A 17,647-nucleotide genomic window follows, 5' to 3' on the forward strand; every position below is an offset into this window, starting at 1 on the left:
TGAAGTGGCACTCGCCGGGATGGCGCGACAACCTTAGAGGCATGCGATGACGATCAACCTGAAGATGCCGGACATCCGGGAGCTCAAGCCCCGCATCACCGTGTTCGGCTGCGGCGGAGCCGGCGGCAACGCCGTCAACAACATGATCGAGGCCGGCCTCGTTGGCGTCGACTTCGTGGTCGCCAACACCGACGCGCAGGCGCTGACCCTGTCGAAGGCCGAGCGCATCATCCAGATGGGCGTGCAGGTCACCGAGGGTCTCGGCGCCGGGTCGCAGCCGGAAGTCGGCCGCGCCGCGGCCGAAGAAGTCATCGACGAGATCCGCGACCACCTCTCCGGCGCGCACATGGCCTTCATCACCGCGGGCATGGGCGGCGGCACCGGCACGGGCGCCGCGCCCGTCATCGCCCGCGCCGCGCGCGAGGCCGGCATCCTCACCGTCGGCGTCGTCACCAAGCCGTTCCACTTCGAAGGCATGCGCCGGATGAAGACGGCGGAAGCCGGCATCGAGGAGCTGCAGAAGGCGGTCGACACCCTCATCGTCATTCCGAACCAGAACCTGTTCCGGGTCGCGAACGAGCGCACCACCTTCGCCGACGCCTTCGCGATGGCCGACCAGGTGCTCTACTCGGGCGTCGCCTGCATCACGGACCTGATGGTCAAGGAAGGCCTCATCAACCTCGACTTCGCCGACGTCCGCGCGATCATGCGCGAGATGGGCAAGGCGATGATGGGCACGGGCGAAGCCTCCGGCGACAAGCGCGCCGTCCAGGCCGCCGAAGCCGCGATCGCCAACCCGCTGCTCGACGACGTCTCGATGAAGGGCGCCCGCGGCCTGCTGATCTCGATCACCGGCGGCAACGACCTGACGCTCTACGAAGTCGACGAAGCCGCCACCCGCATCCGCGAGGAGGTCGATTCGGAGGCCAACATCATCCTCGGCGCCACCTTCGACGAGAGCCTCGACGGCATCATCCGGGTTTCGGTCGTCGCGACCGGCATCGACCACATCTTCGAGCAGGGCCAGCAGAGCCCCGCCGAGCAGCGCATCGCCGAGCTCGCCGGCCGCTTCAAGCAGCCGGCGCCCGCGACCCGCAGCCCCGAGCCGGCCCCGCTTCCGACCTTCCGCGCGCCGACGCAGTCCGCGGAAGCCCAGCCCGAGGCCAACCACTACGACGCCCAGGTCGTCGCCGCGATCGAGGACGTCACCATCCGCGCCGCCGCTCCGAAGCAGCCGGTGATGATGGAGCAGCATCACCACGAGGAAGAGCAGATCGAGGAAGACCACGGCCACGAGCAGCCCTTCATCCCGCCGCACGCCGAGCGCCCGGCCTCCCGCGCGCCGCGCATGCCGCAGATCGAAGACCTGCCGATGCCGGTCCAGCAGCAGCTCCGCGCGAATCGCGAGCAGGCGGAAGCCGCGGCCGCTCCTGACCGCAAGCGCATGACCCTGCTGCAGCGCCTGGCCAACGGCCTCGGCCGCCACCAGGAGGAAGAGCACGCTCAGCACGCTCCGCAGCAGGCCTACCAGGCGCCGCAGCAGCCGCCGGTTCAGCAGCGTCCGCAGGCGCCGCATCCGGACCTCGCCCGTCGCCCGCAGGCTCCGGTCCATCGTCAGTCGGCCGGTCAGTATGACCAGCAGGGCCGCGCTCCGGCCCCGCATCCCCGCGGCCTCGAGGACGATCAGCTCGAGATCCCGGCGTTCCTCCGCCGCCAGGCGAACTGAACTGGACTGAACACCCCTGAAACACCCGGATCGCGCCAGCGGTCCGGGTGTTTTCGTCGCAAGATCCTCGGGGGTCGAACTGCCCATCGCATACAGCGAGAGAGTCAGCTTGATTTTAAGTATATAATCCTATAGAATTGCCCTCCGACTTCAAAGCGATCGAGGAGGGGAACGTCCATGATTGGACAGCGGTTCACGGGTCTGAGATCGGATGTCGCTTCCGATCGGCTTAGGCACAAATTCTTAGTCTACCGGCTCCGGTTCAAAGGCGGTTTCGATCCAAATCAGCCCCGGGTCCCACGTGGAGAATCAACAGCGGGTCAGTGGGCAGGCGAGCGGTCGACCATCAATCTCGTCCAAGATCCGCCTATCTCGGCGCAGCGTACCCGGCAAAGTCGTTTGCGGACAGCAATGGCGTCCCAAGCTGATTGCGACGAACAGTATAAGAGAGATGTATTCCACTGTAAGATGGTCGGTCTCAGTTCGTGTTATGCTCAGGCTATGGTGAGGCTCGTCGCTTGTGAAAGAGGCCATACAATTCCGTCGTTAAACTATTGAGGATAATATGATAATTGGCCATAGAATTCTCAAACTTTCGAATAGTGTGGATGTCAATGTGCGGATTTTTCTTCCTGTATTTCAGGACGGGCATTGGAGCTGCAGTTATGAAATTGAATGGCCTGATGAAATGCGCGCAAGTTCAGGTTTTGGCGTAGACTCGATGCAGGCGATTTATCTGACGCTGCAGAAAATCGGCCATGAAATCTATATGAGCGAGCACCACGCCTCGGGCGAGCTCGCATGGTCGACGGTCGTAGCGGGATATGGGTTTCCCGTGCCGCGCAACGACAGGGATATTCTGGTCGGGGACGACAAGCGCTTCGACGGTTGAGCCCATCTGATTGCTGGTCACACGCGAGGACGGCGGACATCTGGGTTGTGGCGCTCGGGGCTTGCGCTTGTGAACGCGTCCGCCGTCCGCGTGGCGCCCAACCGGGCTTTCGGCTATAGACATCCGCGTCGGCGTCTGCATCTTCGCGCCGTGGGTCGGCGCGAGCTGGTCCGACGTCTGTTGAATCGGATTATGAGGCTCCCCGATGGTGGTGCGTACGCCCTCTCGATCGGCTCCCGCGGGAGCACGCCGCGCGTTCCGCCTCGCGCTTGCGCTATCCGCGGCGCTGCCGATCGCCGGGTGCTCGATGTTCAGCGACAAGAAGGACGACGTCGCGCCCGACGAGCCGGCCGACAAGCTTTACAATGAGGGCCTCAGCGGCCTGGACGGCGGCGATTACGCCGCCGCCAACAAGAAGTTCGCCGAGGTCGACCGTCAGCACCCCTATACCGACTGGGGTCGCAAATCGATTTTGATGACGACCTACGCCAGCTATCGCAGCGGCAAATACGAAGACGCGATCAGCAGCGGAAACCGCTACGTCCAGCAGCATCCGACGAGCCCGGACGCGGCCTATGCGCAATATCTCGTGGCGATGTCCTATTACAATCAGGTTCCGGACGTCAGCCGCGACCAGGAGCGCACCCGCAAGTCCGTCGACGCCTTCGAGGAGTTGATCCGCCGCTGGCCGACCAGCGAATACGCCGACACCGCGCGCCGTCGCGTGGCGGTCGCGCGCGACCAGCTCGCCGGCAAGGAGATGCAGGTCGGACGGTTCTATCTCCAGCGGCGCGACTACACCGGCGCGATCAACCGGTTCCGCGTCGTCGTCAGCCAGTACCAGAAGACCCGCCACGTCGAGGAGGCGCTGCACCGGCTCGTCGAGGCCTATATGGCGCTCGGCATCGTCGACGAGGCGCAGACGGCGGCCGCCATTCTCGGCCACAACTATCCGGACAGCGAGTGGTACAAGGCGAGCTACGCGCTGATGACCTCCAACGGCCTCAAGCCGCAGGAGAACACCGGCTCCTGGATCAGCCGCGCCTTCCACGGCGTCATCGGCTGACGACGCTTAATCGGATGTGCCGGGAAAACTCCGTCATGCCCGTTTTTGCGGGCATCCACGACTTCGACGTAGCGCTCTGCGATCAAGTCGTGGATACCCGGCTACGCCGGGCATGACGACCAAGGCTCCATAAGAGTTCCGGCGCGGGAGGCCCCGTGCTCGCAAGACTCGCGATCCGCAACATCGTTCTGATCGACCGGCTCGATCTCGAGTTCGGCGACGGCCTCTCCGTGCTCACGGGCGAGACCGGCGCCGGCAAGTCGATCGTGCTCGATGCGGTGTCGCTGGCCCTCGGCGGGCGCGGCGACGGCGGCCTTGTCCGTGAGGGCGAGGCGCAGGGGCAGGTGACGGCGGTGTTCGACCTCGCCCTCGACCATCCCGCCCGCGCGCTGCTCAAGGCGCAGGACATTCCCGACGACGGCGACCTGTTCCTCCGGCGCGTCCAGGCGCGGGATGGGCGCACCCGCGCTTTCGTCAACGACCAGCCGGTGAGCGTGCAGGCCTTGCGCAGCCTCGGCGCGACGCTGGTCGAGATTCACGGCCAGCACGACGACCGGGCGCTGGTCGACCCCGCCGCCCACCGCACGCTGCTCGACGCCTATGGCGGACTGGGGGGAGACGCGGCCGCCGTCTCTTCAGCCTGGGAGCGTCGCCGCGCGGCGGCCCGCGCGCTGCGCGATCACGAGGCCCGCGTCGAGGCCGCCCGCAAGGAGGCGGACTACCTCCGCCACGCCAGCGAAGAGCTCTCGACGCTCGCCGTCGAGCACGGCGAGGAGGAGGCGCTCGCCGCCGCCCGGCAGGCGATGATGCGGGCCGAAAAGGCCGCCGAGGATCTGAACGAGGCCTACGAGGCAGTCGCGGGCAACGCCTCGCCCGCGACCGGAATAGCCAACGCCATCCGTCGGTTGGAGCGACGGGCGGCTGCGTCGCCCGAACTGGTCGAACCCGCGATCAGGGCGCTCGACGCGGCGCTGGTCTCGCTCGACGAGGGGGCGAGCCACCTGAAAGCCGCGCTCGACGCCGCGGCCTTCGATCCCCGCGAGCTCGAGCGGATCGAGGAGCGCCTGTTCGCGCTCCGCGCCGCGTCGCGCAAATACGGCGTCCCGGCCGACCAGCTCGCCGCGCTCGCCCGGAAATACGCCATGGATCTGGCCGAGATCGACGCGGGCGAGGTCAAGCTCGGCGTTCTCGCACAGGAGGCCGCCGAGGCGGCCCAGACCTACGACGTCGCCGCTCTGAGGCTCAGCGCGGCGCGCCGCGCGGTCGCCGCCACGCTCGACGCCAGCGTCATGGCGGAGCTGCCCGACCTCAAGCTCGAGCGCGCGCGTTTCATGACCGAGATCGAAACCGACGCAGGCGCCGCCGGGCCGGACGGCGTCGACCGCGTCGAGTTCTGGGTCCAGACCAACCCCGGCACGCGGGCCGGCCCGCTCGCGAAGATCGCGTCGGGCGGCGAACTGTCGCGCTTCATGCTGGCGCTCAAGGTGGCGCTCGCCGACCGCGGTTCGGCGCCGACGCTGGTCTTCGACGAGATCGACACCGGCGTCGGCGGCGCCGTCGCGGACGCGATCGGGGCGCGGCTGGCGCGGCTCGCGGGCAGGGTGCAGGTGCTCTCGGTCACCCATGCGCCGCAGGTCGCGGCGCGCGCCGCCCGGCACTTCCTGATCAGCAAGGCGCAGGCCGCCGGTGAGACCAGGGTCGCGACCCGGGTCGAGTCCCTGGGCTCGGGCGAGCGGCGCGAGGAGATCGCCCGCATGCTGGCCGGCGCCTCGGTCACGGAGGAGGCCCGGGCCGCCGCCGCGAGGTTGCTGGAGGGGGCGGCGTGAGCGCCGAGCTTCCGCTGTCTCTGGAGGACGCCGCCAAGGAGCATGAGGCGCTCGCGGCGGAAATCCGCGAGCACGACAAGCGTTACTATCAGCAGGACGCGCCGACGATCTCGGACGCCGACTATGACGCTCTGCGTCGCAAGCTCGAAGCGCTGGAGACCGCGTATCCCGAACTCAGGACCCCGGACAGCCCGACCGAAGAGGTCGGCGCCGCGCCCTCGGAGGCATTCGCCAAGGTCCGCCACGCGGTTCCGATGCTCTCGCTCGAGAAGGCGTTCACCGACGCGGAGGTCGTCGAGTTCGCCGCGCGCGTGCGCCGCTTCCTCGACCTGAAGCCGGAACAGCCGCTGGCGATCTCGGCCGAGCCCAAGATCGACGGTCTCTCGGCTTCGCTCCGCTACGAGAACGGCCGCTTCGTCCGCGGCGCGACCCGGGGCGACGGCGCGGTTGGCGAGGACGTGACGCCGAACCTGAAGACGATCGCCGACGTGCCGATGCGCCTGAAGGGCGCGGACGTCCCGGAGGTGCTGGAGGTGCGCGGCGAGGTCTACATGTCCCACGCCGACTTCGCCGAGCTCAACAAACGTCAGGCCGAGGCAGGCAAGCCGCTGTTCGCCAATCCTCGTAACGCCGCGGCCGGCAGCCTCCGCCAGCTCGACCCGAAGGTCACCCAGGACCGGCCGCTCCGGTTCTTCGCCTATGCTTGGGGAGAGGCGAGCGCCGTCCCGTCAGACACCCAGACCGGGATGGTGCAAACACTCGGCCGCTGGGGTTTCCCGATCAATCCGCTGATGCAGGCGTTCGCGACCACGGACGAGCTGATCGCGCACTACCACGTCATCGAGACCGAGCGCTCCGAGCTCGGCTACGACATCGACGGCGTCGTCTACAAGGTCGATCGCCTCGACCTGCAGCGCCGCCTCGGCTTCGTCTCGCGGAGTCCCCGCTGGGCGATCGCTCACAAGTTCCCGGCGGAGCAGGCGACGACGGTGCTCGAGGGGATCGAGATCCAGGTCGGCCGCACCGGCGCGCTCACCCCGGTGGCGAAGCTGAAGCCCGTCACCGTCGGCGGCGTGGTGGTGGCGAACGCCACGCTACACAACGAGGACGAGATCGCCCGCAAGGACATCCGCGTCGGCGACACGGTGATCGTGCAGCGCGCCGGCGACGTGATCCCGCAGATCGTCGCCGTGGTGATGGACCACCGGCCGGAGGGGGCGGAGCCCTACGTCTTCCCCCACAAATGTCCCGTCTGCCACAGCCACGCCGCGCGTGACGAAGGCGAGGTGGTCTGGCGCTGCACCGGCGGCCTGATCTGCCGCGCGCAGCAGGTCGAGCGGCTCCGCCATTTCGTCTCGCGAAACGCCATGGACATCGAAGGGCTCGGCGAGAAGCAGATCCAGGCCTTCTACGAGTGGGGCGAGATCCGGGAGCCCGCCGACATCTTCACGCTGAAGGCGCGGGAGGAGACGGCCGGCAGGATGACCTTCCTCAAGAACCGCGAAGGCTGGGGAGAGACCTCGGCCGCCAATCTCTTCGCGGCGATCGAGGATGCGAGGACGCGGACGGTGAACCGGCTGCTCTACGGGCTCGGCATCCGCCATGTCGGCGAGATCAACGCCAAGCGCCTGATGCGCCATTACGGGACGATCGATGCGCTCCGCGCCGCCTCGCGCGCCGCGACGCCGCCCGATCCCGAAATCAAGAAGGACAAGGGTAATGACGACTGGCAGGAGATGACCGGCATCGAGGGCGTCGGATCGGTCGTCGCGCGCGCCGTCGTGGACTTCTTCCAGGAGCCGAAGAACGACGCGCCGATCGACGCGCTGCTGGCCGAAGTCGCTCCCGAGCCGATGGAGGCCGCGCAGGATTCGCCGGTCGCCGGCCTCACCGTCGTCTTCACCGGCTCGCTCGAACGGATGACGCGCGAGGAAGCCAAGGCGATGGCCGAACGGCTCGGCGCGAAGACGTCGGGTTCGGTCTCGAAAAAGACCGACATCGTGGTGGCGGGGCCGGGCGCGGGCTCCAAGCTCGCGAAGGCGGCGGAGCTCGGGATCGAGACGCTGACCGAGGACGAATGGCTGGAGCGGGTGGGCGAGGGCGCTTCCGGGTGACGCAGGCGTTCCGACCGCCTGCGGATCTTCCGCGCCGCGCGGACCGCGCCCCGCTGCGGTTCGCCCCCTGAGAAAACGGAACATCCCGGCGCATTCGACGTTAGTCTGTCGAGCGATGACAAGAATCAATACGATCCCAGCGCCCCGGAAAACCCGGCTCGGCGCTCGAACCGGGGAGTCCGGCTGATGGGCCGCCTCGTCGTCGTCTCGAATCGCGTCCCCGCTCCGAAGCCCGGCACCCCTCCAGCGGGCGGCCTCGCGGTCGCGCTCGCCGGCGCGATGCAGGAGCGCGGCGGCATCTGGTTCGGCTGGAGCGGACGCACGCTGCCGCCGAGCGCTCCGGAGCCCGAAGAGCCGGAGATGGTCGAAAACGGCGGCGTCACCTACGCGCTCGTCGATCTCTCCGAACGTGATCTCCAGGACTATTACGCCGGCTTCTCCAACCGGATGCTGTGGCCGCTGCTGCACTACCGGATGGACCTGACCGAGTTCACCCGCGTCGCGCTTGGAGGCTACTACCGGGTCAACAAACTGTTCGCCCGGCTGCTCGCCCCGAAGATCGAGCCCGACGACGCGATCTGGGTGCACGACTACCATCTGATCCCGATGGCGGCGGAGCTCAGGGCCTCGGGGCTGAAGAACCGCCTGGGCTTCTTCCTCCACATCCCGTTCCCGCCGCCCGACATCCTCACCGTGCTGCCGAATCACGCCGACCTCGTGCGCGGGCTCGCCGCCTACGACGTTGTCGGCTTCCAGACACCGAACGACGTCGAGAACTTCGAGACCTATGTCCGCCGCGAAGGCGTCGGCCGGCGCGTGTCGGCGGGACGTTTCGTCGTGCACGGCCGCTCGATCAGGGTCGCGGACTTCCCCGTCGGCATCGAGACCAAGAGCTTCGCGGCGACGGCCGCGTTGGCCGGCCGGCATCCGCTCGTCAAGCGGATGCGCGAGAGCATGGTCGGGCGAGAGCTGATCATCGGCGTCGACCGGCTCGACTATTCCAAGGGCATCGCCGAACGCATCCAGGCCTACGAGACGTTCCTGACGCTCGACGAGAGCTGGCGTGGCCGCTGCACGCTGCTTCAGGTGACGCCCAAGTCACGCGGCGACGTTCCGGAATACGCCGCGATGGAGCGGGAGGTCGCGGAGCTCGCCGGCCGCGTCAACGGCGCCCACGCCGATCTCGACTGGACGCCCATCCGCTACGTCAACCGCACCATCGGCCGCAACACGCTGGCGGGGCTCTACAGGCTCGCGCGCGTCGGCCTCGTGACGCCGCTGCGCGACGGCATGAACCTCGTCGCCAAGGAATATGTCGCAGCCCAGGATCCCGAGGATCCCGGCGTCCTGATGCTGTCGCGGTTCGCAGGCGCGGCGCACGAGCTCGACGGGGCGCTGATCACCAACCCTTACGACGTCGACGGCACCGCCGGCGCGCTTGCGCGCGCGCTCGACATGCCGCTCGATGAGCGCCTGGACCGATGGAAGCGCATGTATCAGCGGATCGAGGCGCGCGACGTGAACTGGTGGCGCAAGAGCTTCCTCGACGCGCTCGAGGAGAAAGACGCAGCCGTGGCCGATCGTCCGCAGATCGCCGTGGTGAGGTGAGGCCGGAGCGCCGCCTGGTTCAGCCGCCCGTCATCGACATGTGGCGGCCCACGGCGGGCTTGGCGCTTCGACGGTCGATGATGAAGTCGTGGCCCTTGGGCTTGCGCGTGATCGCCTCGCGGATCGCGTCGACCAGCAGGTCGTCGTTGCGGCTCGCGCGAAGCGGCTCGCGCAGGTCGGCGGCGTCTTCCTGACCGAGGCACATGAACAGCGTGCCCGTACAGGTGACGCGCACGCGGTTGCAGCTCTCGCAGAAATTGTGGGTCATCGGCGTGATGAAGCCGATGCGCCCGCCGGTCTCCGCGACCGAGACATAGCGGGCGGGCCCGCCGGTCCGGTAAGGGCTGTCGGTCAGCGTGTAGCGTTGCGAGAGACGGGCGCGCACGAGGCTGAGGGGCAGATACTGGTCGGTGCGGTCCTCTTCGATGTCGCCGAGCGGCATGGTCTCGATCAGCGAGAGGTCCATGCCCTTGCCATGCGCCCATTCCGCGATCGAAGAGATCTCGTCCTCGTTCACGTCCCGCAACGCCACGGTGTTGATCTTGATCTTGAGGCCGGCCGCAAGCGCGGCGTCGATCCCGCGAAGCACCTGGTTGAGATCGCCCCAGCGCGTCACCGCCCTGAACTTCGTCGCGTCCAGCGTGTCGAGCGAGACGTTGATGCGGCGGACGCCGGCCGCATAGAGGTCGCAGGCGTGCTTCGTGAGTTGGCTGCCGTTGGTGGTCAGCGTCAGCTCCTCGAGTGCCCCGGACTCGAGATGGCGGCCGAGCGAACGGATCAGCGTCGTCAGATCCCTGCGAACGAGCGGCTCGCCACCGGTCAGGCGGAGCTTGCGCACGCCGAGACGCACGAAGGCGGAGCACAGTCGGTCGAGCTCCTCCAGCGAGAGAAGGTCCCGCTTCGGCAGGAACGTCATGTGCTCAGACATGCAGTAGACGCAGCGGAAGTCGCACCGATCCGTGACCGACACGCGCAGATAGGTGATCGCCCTCTGGAAAGGGTCTACGAGGGAGGCTGGCAGGGCGTTCGGCGGCACGGCCATTGAGCGAAGAAAGCCTCGCGGTTCCGGCGTGTTCACGACGGTTTCGGTGACGGCGCGTCAGGCGCTTGCGTCGGGAGAGAGCGTCGACCACAAGCTAGGCGCCCGATGGGCGTGCGTAAAGGCCCGAACGCCTGAAGAGGTATGTGATGGCGGATGAATGGCCGACCGAACTGCGGCTGTCCGGCGATGGCCGGACGCTGACGGTCGTATGGGGCGACGGTGCGCGCCACGCGATCGCGGCGGAGCTGCTGCGCGTCGAAAGCCCCAGCGCCGAAGTGCAGGGTCATTCCGCCGAGCAGAAGACGACCGTTCCGGGGAAGCGCGACGTGAAGATCCGCGACGTGCAGGAGGTCGGCTCCTACGCGGTGCGCCTGGTGTTCGACGACGGCCACGACACCGGCATCTACACCTGGCCGGCGCTGCGCCGCTTCGGCGAGGAGGGCGAAGAGATGTTCTCGGATTACGAGGACGCTCTCGCCGCCAAGGGGCTGAAACGCTGATCCGCTAATGCGGAACTGGCGGAGAGGCCGTGTCCTGGCCGGCCTGACGCGATACCCAGCCGCAGTCGCACATTTTCTGCAGGATCTCTTCCGGCGTCTCGGTCACGCCGACGCAATGCGTGCGGTCCATTGAGCTTGTCAGCATGTCGATCGTGGTCTTGTCGCCATAGCGGCGCATATGCACCGCAAGCGCCATATTGACGAAAATCTCGTGCTTGCCGGGGGTCGTCAGCTGCAGCCACTGCATAGCAATCCTCCCTTCGCACCTTGTGAGGCCGATGCGATCTATTGGAAAGCTAACGCGATTTCCGAAAACGCGCCATTCGAAACCTTGCTGCGGCGCAGAAGACGACGATAGTCATATCGTCGATAGATCAAGGGCTTCGCTTCATCACGAGAAAAGTCGCCGCGTCGCCTTCGCGACCGGCGGAGAGCACGGCGTCGCCCGCCTCCCGCACGGCGTTCGGGATGTCGACGAGGGCGAGCGGGTCGTCAGAGAGCACCAAAAGTCTCCGACTGGGCCCGGCGAACCGCAGAGCCCTCTTCGTCTTCAGCGCCGGCAGCGGGCAGCGCAGTCCCCGAAGGTCGAGCAGACGCGGCTGTTCGGGACCGTCCATCGCGAACCTCGCTCCCGGGACTGCGCCGACGTTCGGCGGGTCGTTCGTGATCAGCCGCACGCTGACGGCTTTCAATCGTCCTCTTCTTCGCTATTGATGCGTGCCACGTCCAGCGGGGTCGCCAGAAAGCCGTGACGAGAACGACCGTTCCCGAACCCATCCCGGCATGGCTCCTTGGGCGATGCGCGGCCGCGCGACGCTTGCGTCTGGAGCGCGCGTGATGAGCTGGTTCGGCCGCATATTCCGAGGCGGCGGCTCCGAGACCGACCAGGAGCAGGAGGACGGCGACATCGAGGCGCTGCTGGCCTCGGCTGCAAAAGCAGCCGGGCGGGGCGACTACGAGATGGCTGTCGCCATGTGGCGGCCGCTCGCCGAGGGCGGCGTTCCGCGCGCGCAGAGCAATCTCGGCGCCTGCTACGCGGACGGGCTCGGCGTCGAGCGGGATCTCTACGAGGCGGTCGACTGGTTCCGCCGGGCGGCGGAGGCGGGGGACGCCTTGGGTCAGCGCAACCTCGCCGCGCTCTGCTTCAAAGGGGAGGGCGGCGCCGCGCAAGACGACGTCGCGGCCTTCGAGCTCTACCGGCTGGCGGCGGAGGGCGGCGACGCCGCGGCGCAGGACATGTTGAGCTGGATGCTGCTGGAGGGGCAGGGCGTCGAGGCCGATCCGGTCGAATCGCGACGCTGGGCGCTCGCCGCCGCCGAGCAGGAGGTCGCGACCAGCATGACCCGGCTCGGCCTCATCGCGCACGACGCGCTCGGCATGGAGCGTGATCCCGAGGAGGCCGCGCGCTGGTGGTACGAGGCGGCGCGGCGCGGCGAGCCCGACGCCCAGGCCATGCTCGGCGGCGCTCTCCATCTCGGGTCAGGCGTCGAACGGGACGATCGCGCGGCGCTCGTCTGGCTGACGCGCGCAGACGATGGCGGCAGCCCGCTCGCGGCGACGTTCCTCGACGCCGTTCGCGGCGCTCTCAGCGGCGAGGAGATCGCGGCGGCGGAGGCGGTCGCCCGACAACAGCAGGGAGCCGAAGAGCCGTCCGATCCGGAGCGGGAGGGTTGATCGGCGGGGCCCGCCACGATCACGCAGTTCTGGCCGGCGACCTCTGCGCCGATCCCGCGCTTCTGTCGGTCGTCGCCGCCCAGGAGCGTGCGGCCTCAATGATCGATCACCCGGTCGGCGAGGAGATCGTCGGTCTGGCGAAGCTCGCGGGCCGCATCTCGTCCGGGCCGGTGGTCAGCCCGACGCCGCTGCCTCCGTTCGACCATTCCGCGATGGACGGCTTCGCGCTCGCGGACCTCGGACGCGAGCACGTCGTGCGCGCCCGGCTGGCCGCCGGAGCGCCTGGCGGGGGCGCGCCGCTCAATCCCGGCGAAGCCGCCCGCATCCTCACCGGAGCGCCGCTGCCGCCCGGCGCCGTCACGGTCGTCATGCAGGAACGGGCGGAACGGAGCGGCGATCATATCCGGCTCCGCGCCACGCCTGAGCCCGGCGCCAACATCCGCCGACGCGGCGAGGACGTGTGCGTCGGCGAGGTCATCGTGCCGGCGGGGGTCAGGCTCGACGCGCGGCATATCGCGATCCTTGCGGCCGCCGGCGTCGCCGAGGCGCGCGTGCGCCGCCGCGTCGTGATCGGGCTGTTGTCGACCGGCGACGAGCTGTTACGGGCGGGCGAGGCGCTGAGGCCCGGCAAGATCCACGACGCCAACCGCCCCATGCTGGCCGCCATTCTGGACAGGCCATCTCATGAGGTCGTCGACCTCGGCGTCGCGCCCGACGACCCCGAGGCTCTGCGGCGCCTGCTTCTGGACGCGGCCGCGCGCTGCGACGCGATCGTGACAAGCGGCGCGACGTCGGTCGGCGACGAGGACCATCTGGCGGCGGCCGTGCTCGCAGGCGGCGGGCGGCTCGAACTGGCGCGGGTCGCGCTCAAGCCCGGCAAGCCCGTGGTCGCGGGCCGTCTCGGGAGGGCGGCCCTGATCGGCCTTCCCGGAAACCCGTTCGCGGCCCTGGTCGCGCATATGCTGATCGGCCGGGTCGCGCTCGAGAGGCTTGCCGGCCTGTCGCCGAGGCCGTTCCGGCCGCTGCCGGCGGCGGCGGGATTTTCGCAGAAAGGTCCGGGGACCCGCACCGAATTCGCGCCCGCGGCGCTGCGGGGCGTCGACGAGCGGGGCGTCCTGCGGGTCGAAAAGCTCGGTCGCGGCGGCTCGGCGCGGCTCGCGCCGCTGATTGCGGCGGACGGTCTGGCCGTCATTCCCGCCGGAAGGGATGAGGTGAAGCCAGGCGACGCGATCGGCTTCCTGCCGTTCGAGGCCGCGCTCGAGCTCTGATCCAAAAGGCAAAAAAAGGCCGCCCGCAGGGGAACGGGCGGCCGGACGGTGCGCTCCGTCGGCTTACGAAAACGGCGCCGACGCGAGAGGATTGTCTACATAACAGGACGATTGCGGCCGAGTTCCGGCGTTTTGCGCATTTATTATTTTCGATCCACCTGGCGCGGATGCGTCACTCGGCAGGCGAAGGCGCGTCCTTCGGCAGGCGGGCGAGCAGCCCGAGGAGCGCGCGATCGTGCAGCACGACCGTCCGTTCCTTCTGGTTGAGCCAGACGATCGCATCGCCGAGCGTCTCCGCCTCGGAAAGCTTGGCCGCCGCCATGACACGGTCCGGTTCGATGGCCCCCTTCTGCCGGCGCGGGGCCACCGGCAGCATGCGTTCATGCTCGACGAAGAAGCGCTGATCGTCATGGAGCGTGACCAGAGCGTCGGCTCCGTCGACGCCGGCTGCGGCGAGCCGCTGACCGTTCGCCTTGGCGGCGGTCGCGATCTCCGGAACATGGGTCTCCTCGGGGATCAGCATCAGTCCGAGCCGCTTCAGCGCCAGTCCCGTGCCGAGATGCCCCGAGAGCCACGACAGCGGTATCGCGAGCAGAAGGCCGGCGATCGTCGGAGACATCCACGCCACCAGCGAGGGCGCGATCGCGGCGCCCGCGCCAAGCGTCACGACCCCGAGGGCGGTGTGCCATTTGTGACGACGGACGATGTCGGCGAACGGGATCGAGCCGTCGTCGCGGCGCTGCGGGTTCCAGCCCGTCGCGCCGCCGGCTAGAATCTGGAACACCGAGCCCGACTGGACGAGCATCATGATCGGCGCGAACAGCGAGGACAGGATGATCTCGAGGATCGCCGAGATCACGATGCGTATCGCCCCGCCGCCCGCCCGCCGCGACGGCCCGTGCAGCAGATAGACGATCAGCCCGAACACCTTGGGCGCGATCAGGATCACCATCGTCACGCCGAACAGCGTGAGCGCCCGCTCGGCGTCGAAGCGCGGCCAGGCGGGAAACAGCGAGAATTCGTCGGTGAAATATTCCGGCCGGATGAACTTCGACTGCAGCGCGAGCGCGATGCCGCACAGGAGCATGAACATCCAGAACGGCGAGGCGAGGTAGGAGAAGATGCCGTTGAGGAAGTGGTGGCGGCTAAGCGGATGCAGGCCGCGGGTTCCGAGCAGGCCGCTGTGCTGCAGGTTGCCCTGGCACCACCGCCGGTCGCGCTGGCCGACGTCGATCAGAGAGGGCGGGCTCTCCTCGTAGGAGCCCTCGATCCGCGGCAGCATGTAGACCGCCCAACCCTTGCGCCGGATGAGGGCGGCCTCGACGAAGTCGTGGCTGAGGATCAGCCCGCCGAAAGGGGGCTTGCCGGGAAGGTCGGGTAGGCCAGCTCCTTCCGCGAACGCCTCGGTGCGGATGATCGCGTTATGGCCCCAGTAATTGCCGTCGCGTCCGTACCAAACGGCGATGCCGGAGGCGATCACCGGGCCATAGACGCGGCTCGCGAACTGCTGGAGCCGCGCGAACAGCGTGTTGCGGTTGATGACGAGCGGCAGCGTCTGGATGATCCCGGCGTCGGGGTCGGCCTCCATGGCGGCTGCGAGCGCGATCACGGCGTGGCCGGTCATCAGGCTGTCGGCGTCCAGGACCAGCATGTGGTCGTAGCCGCCTCCCCAGCGCTTTACGAAATCCTCGATGTTGCCGGCCTTGCGGCGGTGGTTCTTGGCGCGGTGGCGGTAGTAGATCCGAGCGTCAGGTCCGAGCGACTGACGCAGCTCTAGAAAGGCGCGCTCCTCGGCGATCCAGACGTCCGGATCGGTGGTGTCGGAGAGCAGGAAGCAGTCGAAATGCGCGCCGAATCCGAGCTTCTGCACATCTTCGTAGGCGGCCTGCACGGCTCCGAACACCCGGCTCGGCTGCTCGTTGTAGATCGGCATGACGAGCGCGGTCCGCGTGGTGAGCCTGTCCGGCAGGGCCGGCTGCACTAGGGCGGGACGGCCGACGAGCGCGAAGAAGCCGATGACGCCGCTCGCGAAGGCGAGCGCGATCCATGCGAAGTTGACGACGAACAGCGCGAGCAGCGCCCATTCGAGCGCGGTGACGCCGCCGACCTCGACCACGCGGTACATCTCGCGCGCGCCGAAGCCGGTCGCGACGATCGCGCCGGTCCAGACCAGGATACGGCTGGCCCAAGGCGTCGTCCACGCCTCCGGGCGCAGCGGCTTGCGTTCGTCGGAGCGCGACCAACTCTTCAGAGGCTGCTGCGGCATCGCGATCGGCCGTTCGGGCGGCATCGCGTCGGGCGTGTTCACGCCGGGAAGCGCGGCTGTCTGTTCGGTCACGGGGTCCATCGATACAGCCACGTTTCGCTGATGGGACCTCCGTCCGCCTCGAGCGCCATGCGCAGCTCGCAAAGCTCCTCGTCGCCCGGGTCGAGGTCGAAAGTGACGCGATAGCCCTTGAGTTCGGGGTTCGGGCGGCCGACCGGTTCACGGATCTGGCCGACCGACGTCGTGACGTTCGCCCGGATCTGGCGGGCGGGATCGGCCACGGCGTCGCCTGCGAAATCGACCACGAAACGCCGACGCCTGCCGCCTGCCGCTCCGGTGACGGTCGCGGCCACGATCGCTCCGGTCGAGCGGTCCGGCGGCGTCCAGCACCAATTCATACGGTAAGCCATCGACAGCCGCTGCCCGGCCGCGAGCGGCTCCTTGGGCCGCCAGTAGGCGACGATGTTCTCGTTGATGTCGGTGTCGGTCGGGATCTCGAGCAGCTGGAGCTGGCCTTTGCCCCAGTCTCCTATCGGCTCGATCCAGGCGCTCGGCATGCGGTCATAGCGGCGGCCGAGGTCGTTGTAGGCGGCGAACGAGCGCTCGCGCTGCAGCAGGCCGAAGCCCTTCGGATTCTCGTCGGTGAACACGCTGATCTGCAGGTCGCTCGGATTGCTGAGCGGACGCCAGATCCACTCCCCGGCCCCGTTCCAGATCTGCAAGCCGTCCGCGCGGTGCACCTGACCGCGGATGTCGTCGACGCCCGCGCGATCGTTCGGCCCGAACAGGAACATCGAGGTCATCGGCCCGACGCCGACATGATTGAGCGTCTCGCGCGGGAACAGCGTCAGCTCGACGTCGACGACCGTTATCTCGCCCGGTCTCAGCGTGAAGCGGTACGCCCCGGTCAGCCGCCGGCTGTCCAGCAGCGCATGGACGACGAGATTGCCGGACCCCGCCGCCGGACGCTCGATCCAGAAGGCGCGGAACAGCGGGAACTCCTCGCCGTCCGGCTCGCCGGTGTCGACCGCGAGGCCGCGCGACGAGGTGCCGAAGATCTGGCCGCGGGCGAGCGCCCGGTAGATCGTCGCGCCCTGGAAAGTCGCGAACTCCCGGAACTCGTCGGGCTTGTCGAGGGCCGAGCGGGCGGTGAACCCTGAAAACGGAAAAGGTTTGTCAGCCGGGGGCTTGGGGGCGCGACCGAAATCGAACCATGAGCTGTCTTCGGGCAGCATCCGCACCCGGTCGTCCTCGACGGTCGCGATGCGCATGGGCGAGCGGTAGATGAAGCCGCCCGGCAGCACGTTCAGGGCGAAGCCGCGGTTGTCGTTCAGCCACAGCGCCCGATCGGGGATCATCCTGATCGTGCTGAACACGTCGCGCGGCAATTCGGCGAAACTGTTTGGCAGGGTCGACGCCGGCGCCTCGTAGGCGCGGGTCGACAGCAGTCGGGCATGCTCCTCAAGCGCCTCCCGGCTGAACGGCGCGCCGTCGGCGTAAAGGTCGGGAGGAGGAGCGGGCGACGGAGCGGGGGCGGACGCCGGATCGGCTGGAGCCTGAGCCTGAGCGGCTGAAGCGAGCAGCGGAACCGCGACGGCTCCCGTGACGAACTCTCGACGGTTCATGGACGCAGCACGCATGCCGCGGGCCGCGCTGGCCCGCGAT

14 protein-coding genes are annotated in these 17,647 nt (G+C 68.4%); 9 read left to right on the plus strand and 5 right to left on the minus strand.

All coding sequences use genetic code 11. The features are described 5' to 3' along the window. Positions 1-46: 46 nt before the first annotated feature. The 6 genes from ftsZ to otsA all read left to right on the plus strand — a co-directional run bounded on the left by ftsZ (position 47) and on the right by otsA (position 9,232). On the plus strand, positions 47-1,726 hold the full coding sequence (gene ftsZ, locus PKE75_RS02495) for a cell division protein FtsZ (RefSeq protein WP_271167112.1): 1,680 nt from the start codon (positions 47-49) through the stop codon (positions 1,724-1,726). 565 nt (positions 1,727-2,291) lie between these two features. Beyond that, the gene (locus PKE75_RS02500) at positions 2,292-2,618 is read left to right on the plus strand and encodes a DUF6968 family protein (protein ID WP_428979093.1); all 327 of its coding nucleotides are present in this window, start codon (positions 2,292-2,294) and stop codon (positions 2,616-2,618) included. 205 nt (positions 2,619-2,823) lie between these two features. Next, positions 2,824-3,684, plus strand: a complete 861-nt coding sequence (locus PKE75_RS02505) for an outer membrane protein assembly factor BamD (RefSeq protein ID WP_271167114.1) — start codon at positions 2,824-2,826, stop codon at positions 3,682-3,684. A 155-nt stretch (positions 3,685-3,839) separates the two neighbouring features. Then, entirely contained in the window at positions 3,840-5,510 is a 1,671-nt protein-coding gene (recN, locus tag PKE75_RS02510) for a DNA repair protein RecN (protein ID WP_271167115.1), read from the plus strand. Beyond that, a complete protein-coding gene (ligA, locus tag PKE75_RS02515; protein WP_271167116.1) occupies positions 5,507-7,624 on the plus strand; it encodes an NAD-dependent DNA ligase LigA in 2,118 nt (705 codons plus the stop codon). The genes recN and ligA overlap by 4 nt, the downstream gene beginning before the upstream one ends. A gap of 186 nt (positions 7,625-7,810) precedes the next feature. Beyond that, positions 7,811-9,232 carry an alpha,alpha-trehalose-phosphate synthase (UDP-forming) gene (otsA, locus tag PKE75_RS02520; RefSeq protein ID WP_271167117.1) on the plus strand — a complete coding sequence of 474 codons (1,422 nt, stop codon included), beginning with the start codon at positions 7,811-7,813 and terminating at the stop codon, positions 9,230-9,232. Between the two features lie 19 nt (positions 9,233-9,251). On the opposite strand, the gene moaA is transcribed toward otsA, so the two are convergent. Further along, positions 9,252-10,274, minus strand: coding sequence for a GTP 3',8-cyclase MoaA (gene moaA, locus PKE75_RS02525; RefSeq protein ID WP_271167118.1), 1,023 nt, complete (start codon positions 10,272-10,274; stop codon positions 9,252-9,254). A gap of 146 nt (positions 10,275-10,420) precedes the next feature. On the opposite strand from moaA, the gene PKE75_RS02530 reads away from it, so the two are divergent. Further along, a complete protein-coding gene (locus PKE75_RS02530; RefSeq protein WP_271167119.1) occupies positions 10,421-10,774 on the plus strand; it encodes a gamma-butyrobetaine hydroxylase family protein in 354 nt (117 codons plus the stop codon). A 4-nt stretch (positions 10,775-10,778) separates the two neighbouring features. Here the strand turns inward: PKE75_RS02530 and PKE75_RS02535 are convergent, their stop codons facing one another. Next, positions 10,779-11,021, minus strand: coding sequence for a hypothetical protein (locus PKE75_RS02535; RefSeq protein ID WP_271167120.1), 243 nt, complete (start codon positions 11,019-11,021; stop codon positions 10,779-10,781). A 127-nt stretch (positions 11,022-11,148) separates the two neighbouring features. Continuing rightward, the gene (locus PKE75_RS02540) at positions 11,149-11,466 is read right to left on the minus strand and encodes a sulfurtransferase TusA family protein (RefSeq protein ID WP_309298795.1); all 318 of its coding nucleotides are present in this window, start codon (positions 11,464-11,466) and stop codon (positions 11,149-11,151) included. Positions 11,467-11,611: 145 nt separating this feature from the next. Between PKE75_RS02540 and PKE75_RS02545 the strand changes: the two genes are divergently transcribed. After that, a complete protein-coding gene (locus PKE75_RS02545; RefSeq protein WP_271167121.1) occupies positions 11,612-12,448 on the plus strand; it encodes a tetratricopeptide repeat protein in 837 nt (278 codons plus the stop codon). Further along, positions 12,445-13,716, plus strand: a complete 1,272-nt coding sequence (locus tag PKE75_RS02550; protein WP_271167122.1) for a molybdopterin molybdotransferase MoeA — start codon at positions 12,445-12,447, stop codon at positions 13,714-13,716. Before PKE75_RS02545 ends, PKE75_RS02550 begins: the two co-directional genes overlap by 4 nt. A gap of 172 nt (positions 13,717-13,888) precedes the next feature. Here PKE75_RS02550 and mdoH read toward each other — a convergent pair whose 3' ends face one another. After that, complete coding sequence (gene mdoH, locus PKE75_RS02555; RefSeq protein ID WP_271167123.1) at positions 13,889-16,063, minus strand: glucans biosynthesis glucosyltransferase MdoH; 2,175 nt, start codon at positions 16,061-16,063, stop codon at positions 13,889-13,891. Then, positions 16,051-17,607: an OpgD/OpgG family glucan biosynthesis protein gene (locus PKE75_RS02560; RefSeq protein ID WP_271167124.1), complete on the minus strand. Its 1,557-nt coding sequence runs from the start codon at positions 17,605-17,607 to the stop codon at positions 16,051-16,053. Before PKE75_RS02560 ends, mdoH begins: the two co-directional genes overlap by 13 nt. Between the last annotated feature and the right edge of the window lie 40 nt (positions 17,608-17,647).

It is taken from the genome of Hansschlegelia plantiphila, from assembly GCF_027922265.1.
Taxonomy (GTDB): domain Bacteria; phylum Pseudomonadota; class Alphaproteobacteria; order Rhizobiales; family Methylopilaceae; genus Methylopila; species Methylopila plantiphila.